Genomic DNA, 16,081 nt, shown 5'->3' with positions numbered 1-16,081 from the left:
GCTTATTGCACCTCATCCACGGCTTTCAGCAGTTCATCGCCCTGCGGAACATCTTTTACAAACATGTCGCGGACCTGAGTACCCAGTACGTCGCTAAAGGCTTTGCGATCAAGTTCGGTGATGACTTCCACGCCAGCGTCTTTCATGCCGTCGATGATTTTTTGCTGATTTTCGGCGACCAATTTGCGCTGGTAATTACCCGCTTCTTGCGCAGATGAAATTAGCGCTTGCTGGAACTCCGGGCTTAAGCCATCAAATTTCGCTTTGTTGATCACTACCAGAAGCGGGGAATAGGCATGGTGCGTCAGAGAAAGGTACTTCTGCACTTCATAAAATTTTGCTGACCAGACGACGTTGATCGGGTGTTCCTGAGCGTCGATAGTGCGCGTTTCCAGCCCGGTATAGACTTCGGCAAACGGCATCGGAATCGGGTTAGCGCCAAAGACTTTGAATGCGGCGATATTCATCGGGCTATTGTTGGTGCGTATTTTCAGCCCTTTCAGGTCGGCAGGTGTTTTAACTGGCTGGAGTGAGTTGGTGACATCGCGCCAGCCGTTTTCCCAGTAGGCCAGTACTTTCAGTCCCTTACCTTCAAGGGAGGCCTTCAGTTCATCGCCGACTTTGCCGTCGAGTGTTTTATGCGCGTGGGCGGTATCGCGGAACAGGAAAGGAACATCAAGCAGGTTCATCACAGGTGATAATCCGGCAAAGTTATTCGAGCCAGACATCTCCATATCAATAGTGCCGCCACGCACGCCGCTGATCATCGCTTGTGCGTTGCCGAGAGTACTGTCCGGGAACAGTTTTAATTTCAGCTCGCCTTTGGTTCTCTCCTGTAATAATTCATTAAATTTTTTCGCTGCAATATGTTGTGAGTCGGTTTGTGAGGTTTCATAACCGAAACGTAATGATTGTGCCGCCAGCGAAGACGTACTGAATGCAGCGAGGCCAGCAATGAATAATGCGTAGGTTACAGAGCGTAATTTCATTATATTTTCCTTTTAATTAATCCATTTCAACGGGAGGATGATGAGATCGGGAATAAAAACAAATAAGGCTAATAAGGAATATAAAACCAGGACGTAAGGGAAAACGCCTCTGACTGCATCATCGAATTTGAGTTTAGCCACCCCTGAAATAACGTTAAGCACATTACCGATAGGCGGTGTAATTAAGCCGATTGAGCAGTTGATGATAAACATGACTCCGAAGTAAATCGGATCGATTCCTGCCTCTTTAACTAAAGGCATTAATACCGGGGTAAGAATTAACACCGTCGGCGTTAAATCCATTACCATACCGACTATCAAAATCGCCAGCATAATAACGATAAACAGCAGACGCGGTGATTCCACTAACGGTTGCAGTAAATCAGAAACCATCATTGGCAGTTCAGCAATGGTAATTAGCCAGGCGGAAACTTGTGCCGAAGCCACCAGAAACATTACCACTGAGGTGGTTTTCGCCGCGCCAATAAGTACATGCCAAAGTGTGGCGAAGGTCATTTCACGGTAAATAACCGTGGCGACAAATAACGCATAGAAAGCAGCAACGGCCCCGGCTTCGGTAGGGGTAAACAGACCGGAGCGAAAGCCGCCAATAATAATGACCGGAAGAAATAGCGCCCAGATACCGGAAACAAAAGAGTGCCAGATTTCTCGTTTCGTTGCTTTTTGCTGACGGGGTAAATTAAGACGACTGGCCTGCCACCACCATGTGAGCATCAGCGTTGCGCCCATCATAATGCCTGGGGCAATGCCCGCCATAAACAACTTACTGATGGATAATCCGCTGGAAACACCGAAGATAATAAACGGAATGGAAGGGGGAATAATTGGCGCGATAATCCCGCCAGAGGCAATCAGCCCCGCAGCACGGTTGACCGGGTAGTTAGCGCTGCGCATCATCGGCACCAGTAGCGCGGCAACGGCGGCGGTATCCGCAACAGCAGAACCGGAAAGGCTCGCCATAATCATTGCCGCCAGCACGCCTACGTAGCCCAACCCGCCTGGTTTATGCCCGACCAGTTTCATCGGCAGGTCAACAATGCGTTTTGATAAGCCGCCCGCATTCATGATTTCACCCGCCAGTACAAAGAACGGAATCGCCAGCAGGGAGAAGCTGTCAGCACCGTTTACCAGCGTTTGCGCCATGATCTGGACATCAAACATATCCAGCCAGAACATAAGCGCCGCCCCGCACAACAGTAGCGACCAGGCAATAGGCAAACCGATAGCAATGCCACCCAACAGGCAGCCCAGAAAAATCAGCACAGCCATGATTAAGCTCCTTGCGGTGGCGGCGTTAGAGAATTGCTACGCGTGATGAGTTGATATAAAAGGCGCAGCTCAAAGAATGCGATAACGAGGCTGGTGGGCAGACAAGCGGCATACATCAGGCCGATGGGCAAGCCGAGGATCGGTGAATAATCGCTCCAGTCCTGAATTGTTTTTAGCGTTGCGCCCCAGGCCAGTGCGCCACAAATAAATAATATTAAGGAGTGGGTAACCAGAGCGACTCGTCGCTGCCACGCGGGGGAGAGTTTCTCCACCAGAAAGGTAACCTGAACGTGGGCGTTATCCATAAAAGCCACAATCGCGCCAATAAAGGTTAACCAGACAAATAAATAACGCGACAATTCATCTACAGATAAAATACTTGTCTGAAAACCATATCTTAAAATAATGTTTATAAACACAATACAGGAAAGTACGGCGAGATTAATCGCCAGTATTGCTTCAAGTATTTTTTTCATAGCTATTCCTTGAGGCTATGTTTGTCATAATTCAAGTTGCATGTGCAGCAACCTGAATTATTAATATAGTTAGAGCAATAACATTACCCAGGCGTTCTGGCGTAGACGATTATTCGATTAATTTAGCGCCGTTAATGCGACTTTAACCACAACTTTTCGTATCTCAGAGGCTGTTTGCAGAATACAGCCTGGTCGATGAACATCCTGAGGAAAGAAAATAGCGTAGCTACCCGGTATCATTTCTATAAATGATTCATGTTCATTATCGTGATAAAAAATAATATCGCGCAGCTCTAATAGTGATTCGCTGATTTTATTATTTCCTGTATCAATAGCAATGCCGATTTTCTCTTTGCCCCACGCCAGAAATTGAATATCGATATACCGACGATGCACTTCCGGACGGTTTTCCTCTACTGCACGCGTCGTTAAGTCGATAATTTGTGCGTAAATATTTTTGCCGTCGATTTCGACAACGCCCGGCTCCAGGGCGTTGAAATCGGTAGCGCGCAGAAAATCGAGCGCCTTTTCAATAGCAGCGGGTAAACGGCACGGGTTAGGCTGCGCGATATGTCCAAAAATCATGGCTTATCTCCTTATAACGCCTGGATTTTTGCCCATACGCTGTCATCAACGGTAATACCGTTACGGCGGTTTTCTGCCAGCAGGGTGGTAAATTCGTGGCCGGGTAAGCGAATGGCCTGGTTTTCATCGGCGCGTTCAGCGGTAGTAACATAATCCATGATGCGTTGCAGCTTGGCATCGCGGGGGGCGCCGTCGATAAGCTTGTCCACTTCAATGGCGATAAAGATTTGCGAAACACCGTATTCGTCGCTGTTATCCTGGGTGACTTCAGCAACTGACGCGCCGTCAGAAAGAAGAGTAGCGATCATATCCAATACGATCGACATACCGGAACCTTTCCAGTAACCCATTGGCAAAATACGGCGATTTTTCTCGATTACACCAGGTTCTTTGGTGAGGTTGCCTTCATCGTCAAAGCCGCCATCGACCGGTAACTGACGGCCCGCCAGGCGGTTAACTTCTAACATGCCATAAGAGAACATCGACATCGACATATCGACCATAGTGATCGGCGTGGAAGGAATCGCGACGATCAGCGGGTTAGTGCCGATACGACACTCTTTTGCGCCCCACGGTGGCATTACGGCGATGGAGTTGGTCCAGCAAATGCCAATATAGCCTTCTTCCGCCGCCTGCCAGCCGTAGCTGCCGCCGCGCATCCAGTGGTTGGCATTACGTAGAGCCACCAGACCAATACCGTGATCGGCAGCCAGTTCAATGGCGCGATCCATCATCTTTTTCGCTGTCAGGTTACCGATCGAACGCTGGGCGTCCCACTGTTCAATTGCACCGAGGCTGGTTATACGTTTGGCTTGGGCATCGGGAATGATATCGCCATTATCCAGTTGTTGGATGAAGCGTGGGAAGCGGTTAACACCGTGAGAATAAACACCGGATTCGGTGGTGCGGGCGAACATCTCTGCACAGGCATCAGCCGTTTCGCTGTCAACACCGCGTGAAATTAAGACCCGATTAAAGGCTGCTTTTAACTGCTCAAATGTGACTTTCATCCCTGGCTTCCTTGTTTTTTGAACGCTTTTTTGTCTTAAGATTTCAATATGCGAAATTAGATTTCAAATATATCGATCGCTTTTTAACAAAGCAATCTGATTGATGAATTTCAAAAGACTTAAAAATCAATTGCTTATAAATTATCTGTCGAGATCGTGAACTACGGCACACTTTGCGCTACCATCAGGACGCGACAAAATGGGGAAAGAAGTGATGGGAAAAAAAGAGAACGAGATGGCGCAGGAAAAAGAGCGTCCAGCCGGAAGCCAGAGTCTGTTTCGCGGGTTGATGCTGATTGAGATTTTGAGCAACTATCCAAACGGTTGTCCGTTGGCGCATCTTTCGGAGCTGGCTGGTTTAAATAAGAGTACCGTCCATCGCTTATTGCAGGGATTACAGTCCTGCGGCTATGTGACCACCGCGCCCGCCGCAGGGAGTTACCGCCTGACTACCAAATTTATTGCCGTCGGGCAGAAGGCGCTGTCTTCGCTGAATATCATTCATATCGCCGCTCCGCATCTTGAGGCACTGAACATCGCCACTGGTGAAACCATTAACTTCTCCAGCCGCGAAGACGATCACGCTATTTTGATTTATAAGCTGGAACCCACGACCGGGATGCTGCGAACCCGAGCTTATATAGGCCAGCATATGCCGCTCTACTGTTCCGCAATGGGCAAGATCTACATGGCGTTTGGTCACCCGGACTACGTGAAGTCATACTGGGAAAGCCATCAGCATGAGATCCAGCCGTTAACCCGCAATACCGTTACCGAGCTGTCCGCGATGTTCGACGAACTGGCGCACATTCGTGAAAGCGGAGCGGCGATGGACAGAGAAGAAAACGAACTCGGCGTCTCCTGTATTGCTGTTCCGGTGTTTGATATTCATGGGCGGGTGCCGTACGCCGTGTCGATTTCTCTTTCGACATCACGTCTGAAACAGGTGGGGGAGAAAAATCTCCTGAAACCACTGCGTGAAACCGCGCAGGCTATTTCTAATGAACTGGGATTTACTGTCAGGGACGACCAGGGCGCGATCACATAACGCTCTGGACAAGTGCCAAAACTTTAACATTTCCTTCGTTGGATCAAAGCAGTAGAGACGCGCTCTCTGGCACTCTGCTGTTTTAGTGCAAAGGAGTGATCATGAACCGGTTTATTATTGCGGATGCGACGAAATGTATCGGTTGCCGTACCTGTGAAGTGGCTTGCGCAGTGTCGCATCAGGAGAATCAGGATTGCGCTGCGTTGTCACCCGGTGAGTTTATTTCGCGTATTCGTGTCATTAAAGATCATACTTACACCACGGCAGTAGCCTGTCATCAGTGTGAAGATGCACCGTGCGCAAATGTGTGCCCTGTTGACGCGATAAGTCGCGAACATGGGCATATTTTCGTTGAACAATCACGTTGTATTGGCTGTAAAAGCTGTATGCTGGCTTGCCCGTTTGGTGCGATGGAGGTCGTTTCTTCACGCACAAAGGCGAGGGCGATTAAGTGCGATCTGTGCTGGCATCGGGCGACGGGACCGGCTTGTGTTGAAGCTTGCCCAACACAAGCGTTGCAATGCATGGATGTCGAGAAAGTGCAGCGGCATCGGCTACGGCAGCAGTCTGTTTGAAACGTTTTACCGGCGTTTTTTAACGCAGGAATAGTGCGCTTTGTTTATGCCGGATGCGGCTTAAACGCCTTATCCGGCCTACAAATTATTCCAAATTCAATATATTGCAGAAATGATGTAGATACTGTTATGGCCTGCAAGTTTTTTTCTACCCTGGTTTCCCAGATTGCAGGCATGCCAGACACAGCGCCGTCAGGCGCTGTTTTTTTCATCCCTTCCGCGATTTTTACGCAGCTACCGGATTATGCCGTGACGCATCGAACGGTACGCCTGACTTCAGCACTCCATACGCCACCTGTGCCAGCTTGCGCATCATCGCGCCGAGAATCACTTTTCCTTTCTTGCCATTAGCCGCCAGACGGTCGCGGAACGCCCGTCCCCACTCAGTCTTACTGGTGGCTACCATTGCAGGCATATACAACGCCCTGCGAAGCGACACATGTCCGGCTTTACTCAACCGGCTTGCCCCTCTCACACTACTGCCTGATTCATAACGCCGTGGTGTCAGACCCGCAAAAGCGGCGAACTGTCTGGCATGGGCGAAGCGGTCCTTCAGACCGATATAAGCCAGTAATACCGCAGATGTTTTCTCTCCGATACCCGGGATACTTTCCAGCAGTTTCCTGCGGTGTTTCATATCCGGATCATCGTCTGTCAGGTCTTTTATCTGCTTCTCAAGACGCTTCAGCTCTGCTTCAAGCCACAGAAGGTGAGCATCAATGCTCGGTCTCTGGACTTCCCGCGCCGTTTCAGTGCGGTTCAGTTCCTGCGTGTGCATATCTGTCAGCGCCTGGTGGCGTACTACCAGGGCACGCAACGCGCGTTCAAGCGGGTGAGGCGCTTCCCAGGCTGCAGGGCGCTTCTGACGACAGAACTCTGCCAGCATGCGCGCATCCACGGTATCAGTCTTGTTACGCAGTCCTTCACTCTGAGCGAAAGCTTTACCCAACGCAGGATTAATGACTGACACTATGTAGCCTGCATCGTAAAGGCACTCTGCGACAGGTTCCATATAGGTGCCGGTCGCTTCGATGCAGATATGCGCATGGTCAATCTTGTGACCCTTCAGCCAGCTCACCAGCTCATCGTGCCCTTTAGTGGTGTTAGCGAATTTTTTGGTGCGATGACGACCATCAGGACGCAACACATCGACATCCAGTTTCTCTTTAGCGGTGTCGATACCGATATAATGAAGTTCATGTTCCATCGTGAAACCAACCTTGCAAATACGGATTACCGGGAAAACCGGTCCATGATACTGTCCGGTTTATCACTTTGGGAGAAAGGCAGTCCGCTGCATAAATCTACGCAACAGGTTGAAAACCTAAGGCCCGATACGGCATGCGGACTGCAGGCAGAGAAAACTGGCCGATTTTCTCTGCACAGGAGGGATAATACAAGGCCTGATAAGCGTAGCGCATCAGGCTATTTTTAATGACTTTCAGCCCAGGCGCGTTCAATCTCTTCCGCCAGAATCTTCACCCCCGCTTCAATTTTATCCGGCTCCGGCACGTAGTTCATACGCATACATTGATGTGTATGCGGCCACGGTTTATCCAGCCCTGGGAAGAAGTTGTGCCCCGGCACCATCAGCACGCCCCGTGCTTTCAGGCGCTGGTAGAGCTGCTCGGTCGTAATTGGCAAATCCTTAAACCATAGCCAGAGGAAAATGGCTCCTTCCGGTTTATGAATCAGGCAGCGATCTTCCGGTAAATAGCGGCGAATGATAGCGATAGTTTCCTGAACACGCTGGTAGTAAAACGGTTTGATGACTGTTTCAGACAGGCGCAGCAGATCGTTACGCTTAATCATTTCACACATCATCGCTGGACCAATACCACCAGGTGCCAGGCTGATAATGCCGTTCATATTGGTGATGGCGGTGATGATTTTTTCATTGGCGATGATAATGCCGCAGCGGGAGCCTGGTAGACCCAGCTTGGAAAGACTCATGCACAGTACGATATTCGGATTCCACAGCGGGCGCGCTTCGCTGAAGATGATACCCGGGAACGGGACGCCATAAGCGTTATCAATCACCAGCGGAATGCCGTGTTGATTCGCCAGCGCGTCAAGCTTCAGCAACTCTTCGTCAGTAATCACATTGCCTGTTGGATTCGTCGGCCGGGAGACGCAAATCATCCCGGTTTCTTCGCCAATATGCAGATGCTCAAAATCGACGTGGTATTTAAACTGGCCTTCCGGCAGCAGTTCAATATTTGGACGCGCAGAGACAAACAGATCTTCTTCCAGTCCGGCGTCAGCGTAGCCAATGTATTCCGGTGCCAGCGGAAACAGCACTTTTTTGATCCGACCATCGGCACGGCGTCCGGCGAACAGATTAAATAAGTAGAAAAACGCGCTCTGGCTGCCGTTTGTTAGTGCAATATTCTGTGGTTCGATATCCCAACCCAACTTCTCGCGTAGCATTCCGGCAAGCAGTGTGAGTAGCTCCGTTTTCCCCTGTGGACCGTCGTAATTGCACAGTGCATCAGTCGCTTTGCCACTTTCCAGCATGTCGGTCAGTAGCGTCTGGAAGTAGTCCTGCATTTCCGGGATCTGCGCTGGATTACCGCCGCCGAGCATAATCGCGCCAGGCGTGCGTAAACCGTCGTTCAGATCTTCCATCAGCAGCGTAATGCCGGAGTGGCGGGTAAATTTGTCACCAAAAAGGGAGAATGTCATAGCGGGATATCTGTCGAACTCTGTAGCAAGGAAGGTAACAATAACGCTACATTTGCTGGGGTGCAAATCGCTCTGTTGAAGTGGGAGCGGTGCTTTATCCTGCAACTCTGATTAGGGCTGACATTTTATCCTGGTTGGCGGCTTCCCGAGGTACTGACGAACGGGAAGCCGGAAACGTTACTGTTGCCCCGCCCAAACGACCAGCACTTTATCGTCGCCATGCTCACGAACAAAGCCGTAGCCCTGCTTTAGCGAAAGTGTCGTTTGTTTGCCCGCGCCAATTGCGGGATGGCGGGCGCGGAACTGGCTGATTTTCTGCCAGTGCGCGACGCTAGCGGCAGATTTACCGCTAACATCCTGCCAGTTCATATCCGAACGCGTGCCTTGCAGCGGATCAGAACCGGTAGGACCGAACGGACGAGAGGATTCATCACCATAAAAGATTTGTACTGCACCTGGCGCTAATAACAATAACTCTGCTGCTTTGTCGCCCCCTTCACGAAACAAACGAGTATCATGCGACGAAAGATAGCTCAACACGTTGAAATCCTGCAATTTCTCTGCCATTTGCTGCCAGGTCGTATCCATCTGCGCCAGACAATCGACCGCTTTCGCCGCCTGCTCCTGATAATCGAAATTGATCATCGCATCGAAGCCATGGCGATAGTAGTCACTTTGCATCACGCCGTGGCCCCAGGCTTCACCGGTCATCCAGAACGGTTTGTCATCTAACGCTTTATCGGGATTCGCTTTTTTCCATTCGCGAAGTGCGGCGCTGGCTTCGGTTTTCAGTTGCTGCCAGGCGGGCAACTCAACATGCTTGGCGGTATCGACCCGAAAACCATCAATTCCGTAGTCACGGACCCACTGGCTTAACCAATGGGTTAAGTAATCTCGAGGGGTAAAGCCGTCAATGGCTTTAGCGTGGGTATCCGTTTTGTTTTTATAGAACACCGGCAAACCAGAAGCGGTCGTTGATTCGGTTTTGATATCCGGCAAAAAGGCCAGCGACATAGTGAGATCGTCGAATCCAGGATTGTCGTAGTCGCCGATATCCGTTCTGATCCAGTTTTTTCCCCACCATTTATCCCAGCCTGTTTTGTCGCTGAAATTAATGTAATCGTTAAAGCTATGCCAGGTTTGCCCGGCGGCGGGCTTCCAGTCGCTCCAACGGTCACCTAACGTTTTTTTCACTTCGTCACCAGAAAGATATAACGCGCCAAACTGATACTCCTGCATATCCGCCAGTGTGGCATAGCCGGTGTGGTTCATCACGACATCAAAGAGAATACGAATACCGCGCTGATGCGCGCTATCAACCAGCGTCCGTAGATCGGCTTCGCTGCCCATATTGGCATCAAGATTCGTCCAGTCCTGGGTGTAATAACCGTGGTAGGCATAATGCGGGAAATCGCCTTTTGTACCGCCACCGACCCAGCCGTGAATTTGCTCAAATGGGGCACTTATCCATAAAGCATTGACGCCCAGCTGCTGGAGATAATCCAGTTTGTTGGTCAGCCCGCGTAAATCACCACCGTGGAAGGTGCCAATTTCCTGCATGCCATCTTTATGGCGTCCGTAACTTTGGTCATTGCCGGGATCACCATTTTCAAAACGGTCTGTCAGCACAAAGTAAACCGTGGCGTTATGCCAGTCGAAAGGGGCGGATGTGTCAGTTTCTGCCCGTTCCAGCAGGAGTAAACCGTTGCTGGTGGCAGCGGGTTGTAACGTTATTTGACCGTTCTTCACTATCGCAATTTGCTGGCTGTAATAATCCCGGACTGCGGCTCCCTCCGGAAAAGTGGCGCTGACATCCAGTGTGAGCGGTAATCCATCCCATTTCGGGCATTCACGGACCAGGCTTGCTACCGGTTCGACGGCGTTCTGGATGGAAATCATCAATGTTGGTGTACCGGAGCGGGTGTCTAGTTGCAGCGTATATTCGCCGTCCCTGAACAATCGCCATTGAGGTGGCGTGTTGCTACAAGGTTGCAGGGAAAGCATCTGATTGAGTTTTATCGCATCCGCCGGCTGCCAGCACTGTTGGTCAAAATTTAGCGTGAGTGGGCGCGTACCTTTGGGCAACTGCGCGTGGCTGACAAATGTTCCCGTTCCCTGTTCGCTAAAGGCAGGGAACCCCGGAGAAGTCCAGCTGGCGGCAACGGCGAAGCCAGGAAGGAGTGTCAGAAAACAGGCGGCGAGTTTCATGGCGGATGAGTCCTTATTGCTGCGATTTCAGACAGTTTGCCAGCGATAAGCCAGACAAAACTCATCCCTGAGCGGTAAGTCCACAGGATGAGAAGCAAGGGTGAGCGATCGCGCGCAAAAAACGGCCGAATTTTGCGATAAACCCCACATTTTCTGCGATTTAGCGCCAATCTGAATCGTTAACACGTGACATAGTTTCAGATTTGGACTATTCCTTGGGGTGCTCTTGACGGCTATTTTTGATATGATTTGAGATTCAACTCTCAAATTTGTGAAAAATATAAGGTGTTGGAATGATTAAATCCGACCAGGAGACCTGATGATTTTGACTCCCATACGACGATATGGGGCGATGATTCTTATGTTACTCACTCTGGTGTTTTCGAGTGAGGTGTTAGCGAAGACGCACACAACAACAGCGAGTCAAAAGTCCCACTTAACTAAAGCTAGTAATAAACAGGTAAGCAGTAAACAAGAGTATTCTCGCAATAGTGCAAAGAGTAGTTCACTTCCTGATTTGCGAAAATACCCTTCCGGAACACCAAGGAAAAAAGCGTTTCTCCGGACCGTAATGCCTTACATTACCAGCCAAAATGCGGCCATTACTGCGGAACGTAACTGGCTCATTTCAAAACAGTATCAGGGCCAATGGTCACCTGCTGAGCGTGCGCGTCTGAAAGACATCGCCAAACGCTACAAGGTGAAGTGGTCCGGTAATACGCGAAAAATCCCGTGGAATACCTTGCTTGAACGCGTAGACATTATTCCTACCAGTATGGTGGCGACGATGGCTGCAGCAGAAAGCGGTTGGGGAACGTCGAAGCTGGCGCGTAGCAACAACAACCTATTCGGCATGAAGTGCATGAAAGGACGTTGTACCAATGCGCCGGGTAAAGTGAAGGGGTACTCACAGTTCAGTTCTGTCAAAGAATCGGTGAGCGCCTATGTCACTAACCTGAATACTCACCCGGCTTACTCTTCGTTCCGTAAATCGCGTGCACAGCTGCGTAAAGCGGATCAGGAAGTGACTGCCACAGCGATGATTCACAAGCTGAAGGGCTACTCGACCAAAGGGAAGAGTTATAACAACTACCTGTTCGCAATGTACCAGGATAACCAACGGTTAATCGCGGCGCATATGTAATTGCATTTCCTCGAGCCTTATCCGACTTGTCAGTCGGATAAGGCTTTTGCTCGCATCAGGTGGTTGTGCTGAGTTACCTGATGCGACGCCGACAATTCTCATCATCGCTACAACATGACCTCGCTATTTACATCGCGATACTCTTTTGGTGTCGTGTCATATGCTTTTTTAAAAACAGAGTAGAAATATTGCAGCGATGGATAACCGCACATTTGCGATATCTCATTGATCGACAAGGTGGTTGAAATCAGCAGACTGCGCGCTTTCTCCAACTTCTCGGCATGAATCATGGCATGGATGGTTTCACCCACCTCTTCTTTAAAACGCTTCTCAAGATTGGAGCGCGAGATCCCGACCGCATCGAGTACCTGATCCACTTTAATCCCTTTACAGGCGTGATTACGAATGTAATGCATGGCCTGAATAACGGCGGGATCGGTCAGCGAGCGGTAATCTGTTGAGCGCCGTTCAATGACGCGAACTGGTGGGACCAAAATCCGCTGTAGCGGCATTTCTTCTTTATCTAATAATCGATGCAACAGTTTTGCCGCCTGATATCCCATTTGCCGTGCGCCCTGAGCGACCGAAGAAAGGGCGACACGCGATAGATAGCGGGTCAGTTCTTCGTTATCGATGCCAATCACACATAATTTTTCCGGCACAGGAATATGCAGATGTTCGCATACTTGCAAAATGTGCCGCGCCCGGGCGTCGGTAACGGCAATGATCCCGGTTTGCGGCGGCAGCGTTTGTAGCCAGTCTGCCAGCCGATTTTGTGCGTGTTGCCAGTTCTCTGGCGCTGTTTCTAACCCCTGATAAACCACTCCGCGATACTTTTCTTCGGCGACAAGCTGACGGAAAGCATATTCGCGTTCAGTGGCCCAACGTTTGCCGCTTGATTCCGGAAGACCATAAAAAGCAAAGCGGTTAACGCCTTTCTCTTTTAAATGCAAAAATGCGCTTTCAACCAGCGCATAGTTATCGGTGGCAATGTAATGAACGGGTGGGTAACTTTCGGCAAGGTGATACGAGCCACCAACCCCAACAATGGGGACGTCGACGTTAGCCAGCGCTTGCTCGATTTGTTTGTCGTCGAAGTCGGCAATGACGCCATCTCCTAACCAGTCCTTGATTTTATCAATGCGGGCGCGGAAATCTTCTTCAATGAAAATATCCCATTCCGATTGTGACGCCTGTAAATATTCCCCTACGCCTTCTACTACCTGCCGGTCATAGGCTTTATTGGCATTGAACAGTAATGTGATGCGGTGACGTTTAGTAAACATGGTTCTTTTCCTGCTGAATCATGCAAAAACTCAAAACCGGTAATACGTTACCGGCTTTGAGAAAATTTTTATCAAAATCAAGAACGGCGTTTGGTTGCGGAGTCCATCCATACTGCCAGCAACAGAATCGCACCTTTAACGATATACTGCCAGAAGGTCGGTACATCCATCATACTCATGCCGTTATCCAGTGAAGCCATGATGAATGCCCCCATTACTGCTCCGGCCACGCTCCCGACTCCGCCTGCCAGGCTGGTTCCGCCAATCACGCAGGCGGCAATTGCGTCCAGCTCAGCGATATTCCCCGCAGAAGGTGAACCTGCGCCAAGGCGTGAACTAAGGATTAACCCAGCGATAGCGACCATTAATCCGTTAATAGCGAATACGGCAAGTTTGGTGCGTTCAACGTTAATCCCGGAGAGACGTGCCGCTTCCAGATTGCCGCCGATGGCATAAATGCGTCTTCCAAATGCCGTCCGCGTTGCCATAAACATTCCGCCGAGTAACAGCAACGTCAGCAGCAGTACAGGAGTGGGAACGCCACGGTAATCATTCAAAAGCCAGATTGCGCCTAAGACGATAATCGCCGTTAATGCCTGGCGGCCGACAACTGCGGTAGAGGCCGGAGACTGCAAACCCAAAGCCTGACGGCGCATTCTTCCGCGCCATTGCCAGCCAACAAAAGCCATTAAGCCAAGCGCGCCAATGATGAAGCCGGTGCTGGCAGGTAGATAGCTTTGCCCAATTTGTGACATCGCGGCACTGGTGGGGGAAACCGTCGTGCCGTTGGTGATGCCAATGAGTATGCCGCGAAATGCCAACATGCCCGCAAGGGTGACAATAAATGAAGGGACTTTGCGGTATGCAACCCACCATCCGTTCCAGGCTCCGAGAAGCAGTCCCAGAACCAACGTCACAATGATGGTGAGCGGCAAAGGCCAACCTAACCAGACGTCACAAATAGCCGCGACGCCACCTAATAGCCCCATCATTGAGCCGACGGAAAGGTCGATTTCAGCAGAAATTATGACGAACACCATTCCTACCGCGAGGATGCCGGTAATCGCGGTCTGGCGTAACAGGTTGGAGACGTTACGGGCGCTTAAGTAGGCACCATCGGTGGTCCAGGTAAAGAACAGCATGATTGCGATGATAGCTGCAATCATCACGAAGACCTGCAAATTCAGTGACTTCAGCCCGGAAAAGCCACCGGATGTCGGTACGGCCAATTTCACTTCAGACGGATTGCTTTTCGACATGATGTTCGCTCCTCAATGCGGCTTCCATCACCTGCTCCTGAGTCAGGTTATGATTTATCAGGTTGGCTTTTAGTTTCCCTTCATGCATCACCAGTACACGATCGCTAAGGCCGAGCACTTCAGGTAATTCGGAAGAGATGACAATAACGGCAATACCCTGCTGGACGAGTTGGTTAATTAATTTGTAGATCTCGTATTTCGCGCCAATATCGATACCCCTGGTAGGTTCATCAAGAATGAGAATGCGCGGGTTGAGTAACAGACAGCGAGCGAGGATCGCTTTTTGCTGATTGCCGCCGCTCAAACGTCCAATAGCAAGGTCGGGGGACGACGTTTTAACTTTGAGTTGCTGGATTGATTCCAGAATACATTTTTGCTCTGCCGCGTCATCAAGCTGGCTAATACCGCCGGTAAATTTATTGAGTGCGGCGAGGGTAATATTTTTACCAACCGCCATTACCGGAACGATGCCGTCGCGCTTTCTGTCTTCGGGTACCATCGCAATCCCCTGGGCGATGGCTTGCTGACAGTTACGAATATCTACCTGTTTGCCATCAATATAAATTTTTCCTTCCCATTGTCCGGGCCACACGCCAAACAGGCACTGAATGGTCTCGGTACGTCCGGCACCAACGAGTCCGGCAATACCCAGTATTTCGCCACGTTTCAGGGAAAACGAGACATCATTAACTCGTTTAATATGACGATTAACCGGATGCCATGCCGTCAGATGTTCAATACGTAATATTTCATCTCCGGTGGTATGTGGTTCATTAGGGTAAAGCGCGGTTAACTCTCGCCCGACCATCATGGTGATAATATCGTCTTCACTCATTCCGGCAGCATCACGCGTACCAATGTGCTGACCGTCGCGAATAACGCAAATCGTATCGGAAATCGCTTTGACTTCGTTGAGTTTGTGCGAAATATAAATACAGGCGATACCGTGCTGTTGTAGATCGCGAATAATATCCAGTAAAACCGACGTTTCCTGCTCAGTTAATGAGGCTGTCGGTTCATCGAGAATTAACAAGCGCACCTGTTTATTAAGTGCCTTAGCAATTTCAACCAGTTGTTGTTGCCCTAGCCCTAAATCGCCAACGCGGGTATCTGGTGAAATAAGTAAACTGACCTGTGCGAGCAGCTTCTGACAGCGTAGCGTCATCAGATCATAATCCATAATGCCATTATGGGTTATTTCGTTACCCAGGAAGATATTTTCCAGCACGGTTAATTCTTTCACCAGCGCCAATTCCTGGTGAATGATGGCGATACCTTTGCGTTCGGTATCGCGGATGTGACTCGCCTGAATCTCTTCTCCCGCAAAAATAATGTCGCCTTCGTAGGAGCCATGGGGATAAATACCACACAGCACTTTCATCAGCGTTGATTTACCAGACCCATTTTCCCCGCAGAGTGAGACGATTTCGCCAGCATTCAACCGCAAGCTAACGTTATCAATTGCCTTCACACTGCCGAAGGTTTTGGTAATGTTTTTCATTTCAAGTAGATAAGGCATAACGACT

General features: G+C 49.9%; 14 protein-coding genes. 3 read left to right on the top strand and 11 right to left on the bottom strand.

What is annotated here, in order from left to right:
- Nucleotides 1-2 precede the first annotated feature (2 nt).
- The 5 genes from yiaO to yiaK all read right to left on the bottom strand — a co-directional run bounded on the left by yiaO (nt 3) and on the right by yiaK (nt 4,350).
- A complete protein-coding gene (gene yiaO, locus QUF14_RS21910; RefSeq protein ID WP_100734042.1) occupies nt 3-989 on the bottom strand; it encodes a 2,3-diketo-L-gulonate TRAP transporter substrate-binding protein YiaO in 987 nt (328 codons plus the stop codon).
- Nucleotides 990-1,001: 12 nt separating this feature from the next.
- Entirely contained in the window at nt 1,002-2,279 is a 1,278-nt protein-coding gene (gene yiaN, locus QUF14_RS21905) for a 2,3-diketo-L-gulonate TRAP transporter large permease YiaN (protein WP_000279616.1), read from the bottom strand.
- A 2-nt stretch (nt 2,280-2,281) separates the two neighbouring features.
- Nucleotides 2,282-2,755, bottom strand: coding sequence for a 2,3-diketo-L-gulonate TRAP transporter small permease YiaM (gene yiaM, locus QUF14_RS21900; protein ID WP_000721665.1), 474 nt, complete (start codon nt 2,753-2,755; stop codon nt 2,282-2,284).
- Between the two features lie 117 nt (nt 2,756-2,872).
- Nucleotides 2,873-3,340 (bottom strand): NanQ anomerase/TabA/YiaL family protein, encoded by a 468-nt coding sequence (locus QUF14_RS21895; protein ID WP_000576067.1) that lies wholly within the window; start codon nt 3,338-3,340, stop codon nt 2,873-2,875.
- 11 nt (nt 3,341-3,351) lie between these two features.
- Entirely contained in the window at nt 3,352-4,350 is a 999-nt protein-coding gene (yiaK, locus tag QUF14_RS21890) for a 3-dehydro-L-gulonate 2-dehydrogenase (RefSeq protein WP_100734043.1), read from the bottom strand.
- A gap of 199 nt (nt 4,351-4,549) precedes the next feature.
- Between yiaK and yiaJ the strand changes: the two genes are divergently transcribed.
- A complete protein-coding gene (gene yiaJ, locus QUF14_RS21885) occupies nt 4,550-5,398 on the top strand; it encodes an IclR family transcriptional regulator YiaJ (RefSeq protein WP_000514243.1) in 849 nt (282 codons plus the stop codon).
- Between the two features lie 101 nt (nt 5,399-5,499).
- Entirely contained in the window at nt 5,500-5,973 is a 474-nt protein-coding gene (locus QUF14_RS21880) for a 4Fe-4S binding protein (protein ID WP_001353579.1), read from the top strand.
- A 226-nt stretch (nt 5,974-6,199) separates the two neighbouring features.
- Here the strand turns inward: QUF14_RS21880 and QUF14_RS21875 are convergent, their stop codons facing one another.
- The 3 genes from QUF14_RS21875 to malS all read right to left on the bottom strand — a co-directional run bounded on the left by QUF14_RS21875 (nt 6,200) and on the right by malS (nt 10,866).
- The gene (locus QUF14_RS21875; RefSeq protein WP_000399629.1) at nt 6,200-7,180 is read right to left on the bottom strand and encodes an IS110-like element IS621 family transposase; all 981 of its coding nucleotides are present in this window, start codon (nt 7,178-7,180) and stop codon (nt 6,200-6,202) included.
- Between the two features lie 224 nt (nt 7,181-7,404).
- Nucleotides 7,405-8,658 carry a valine--pyruvate transaminase gene (gene avtA, locus QUF14_RS21870; protein ID WP_000144351.1) on the bottom strand — a complete coding sequence of 418 codons (1,254 nt, stop codon included), beginning with the start codon at nt 8,656-8,658 and terminating at the stop codon, nt 7,405-7,407.
- Between the two features lie 177 nt (nt 8,659-8,835).
- Complete coding sequence (gene malS / locus QUF14_RS21865) at nt 8,836-10,866, bottom strand: alpha-amylase (protein ID WP_000761244.1); 2,031 nt, start codon at nt 10,864-10,866, stop codon at nt 8,836-8,838.
- Nucleotides 10,867-11,185: 319 nt separating this feature from the next.
- On the opposite strand from malS, the gene QUF14_RS21860 reads away from it, so the two are divergent.
- Nucleotides 11,186-12,010, top strand: a complete 825-nt coding sequence (locus QUF14_RS21860; protein WP_001364291.1) for a protein bax — start codon at nt 11,186-11,188, stop codon at nt 12,008-12,010.
- A gap of 107 nt (nt 12,011-12,117) precedes the next feature.
- Here QUF14_RS21860 and xylR read toward each other — a convergent pair whose 3' ends face one another.
- From xylR to xylG, 3 genes are all read right to left on the bottom strand, one after another.
- Nucleotides 12,118-13,296, bottom strand: a complete 1,179-nt coding sequence (xylR, locus tag QUF14_RS21855) for a D-xylose utilization transcriptional activator XylR (RefSeq protein WP_000494495.1) — start codon at nt 13,294-13,296, stop codon at nt 12,118-12,120.
- A gap of 77 nt (nt 13,297-13,373) precedes the next feature.
- Nucleotides 13,374-14,555, bottom strand: coding sequence for a xylose ABC transporter permease XylH (xylH, locus tag QUF14_RS21850; RefSeq protein ID WP_000045978.1), 1,182 nt, complete (start codon nt 14,553-14,555; stop codon nt 13,374-13,376).
- Entirely contained in the window at nt 14,533-16,074 is a 1,542-nt protein-coding gene (gene xylG / locus QUF14_RS21845) for a D-xylose ABC transporter ATP-binding protein (protein ID WP_001146488.1), read from the bottom strand. Before xylG ends, xylH begins: the two co-directional genes overlap by 23 nt.
- Nucleotides 16,075-16,081: the final 7 nt, after the last annotated feature.

This window comes from Escherichia sp. HH091_1A, assembly GCF_030295175.1.
GTDB lineage: Bacteria > Pseudomonadota > Gammaproteobacteria > Enterobacterales > Enterobacteriaceae > Escherichia > Escherichia coli_F.
Note: the sequence above shows the minus strand (reverse complement) of the source record. Positions and strands in the feature narration are given on the sequence as shown.

What these genes read in the sequence shown, in the direction of transcription:
- yiaO (WP_100734042.1), bottom strand. Translation starts at nt 989, where the DNA reads ATGAAATTACGCTCTGTAACCTACGCATTATTCATTGCTGGCCTCGCT.
- yiaN (WP_000279616.1), bottom strand. Translation starts at nt 2,279, where the DNA reads ATGGCTGTGCTGATTTTTCTGGGCTGCCTGTTGGGTGGCATTGCTATC.
- yiaM (WP_000721665.1), bottom strand. Translation starts at nt 2,755, where the DNA reads ATGAAAAAAATACTTGAAGCAATACTGGCGATTAATCTCGCCGTACTT.
- QUF14_RS21895 (WP_000576067.1), bottom strand. Translation starts at nt 3,340, where the DNA reads ATGATTTTTGGACATATCGCGCAGCCTAACCCGTGCCGTTTACCCGCT.
- yiaK (WP_100734043.1), bottom strand. Translation starts at nt 4,350, where the DNA reads ATGAAAGTCACATTTGAGCAGTTAAAAGCAGCCTTTAATCGGGTCTTA.
- yiaJ (WP_000514243.1), top strand. Translation starts at nt 4,550, where the DNA reads ATGGGGAAAGAAGTGATGGGAAAAAAAGAGAACGAGATGGCGCAGGAA.
- QUF14_RS21880 (WP_001353579.1), top strand. Translation starts at nt 5,500, where the DNA reads ATGAACCGGTTTATTATTGCGGATGCGACGAAATGTATCGGTTGCCGT.
- QUF14_RS21875 (WP_000399629.1), bottom strand. Translation starts at nt 7,180, where the DNA reads ATGGAACATGAACTTCATTATATCGGTATCGACACCGCTAAAGAGAAA.
- avtA (WP_000144351.1), bottom strand. Translation starts at nt 8,658, where the DNA reads ATGACATTCTCCCTTTTTGGTGACAAATTTACCCGCCACTCCGGCATT.
- malS (WP_000761244.1), bottom strand. Translation starts at nt 10,866, where the DNA reads ATGAAACTCGCCGCCTGTTTTCTGACACTCCTTCCTGGCTTCGCCGTT.
- QUF14_RS21860 (WP_001364291.1), top strand. Translation starts at nt 11,186, where the DNA reads ATGATTTTGACTCCCATACGACGATATGGGGCGATGATTCTTATGTTA.
- xylR (WP_000494495.1), bottom strand. Translation starts at nt 13,296, where the DNA reads ATGTTTACTAAACGTCACCGCATCACATTACTGTTCAATGCCAATAAA.
- xylH (WP_000045978.1), bottom strand. Translation starts at nt 14,555, where the DNA reads ATGTCGAAAAGCAATCCGTCTGAAGTGAAATTGGCCGTACCGACATCC.
- xylG (WP_001146488.1), bottom strand. Translation starts at nt 16,074, where the DNA reads ATGCCTTATCTACTTGAAATGAAAAACATTACCAAAACCTTCGGCAGT.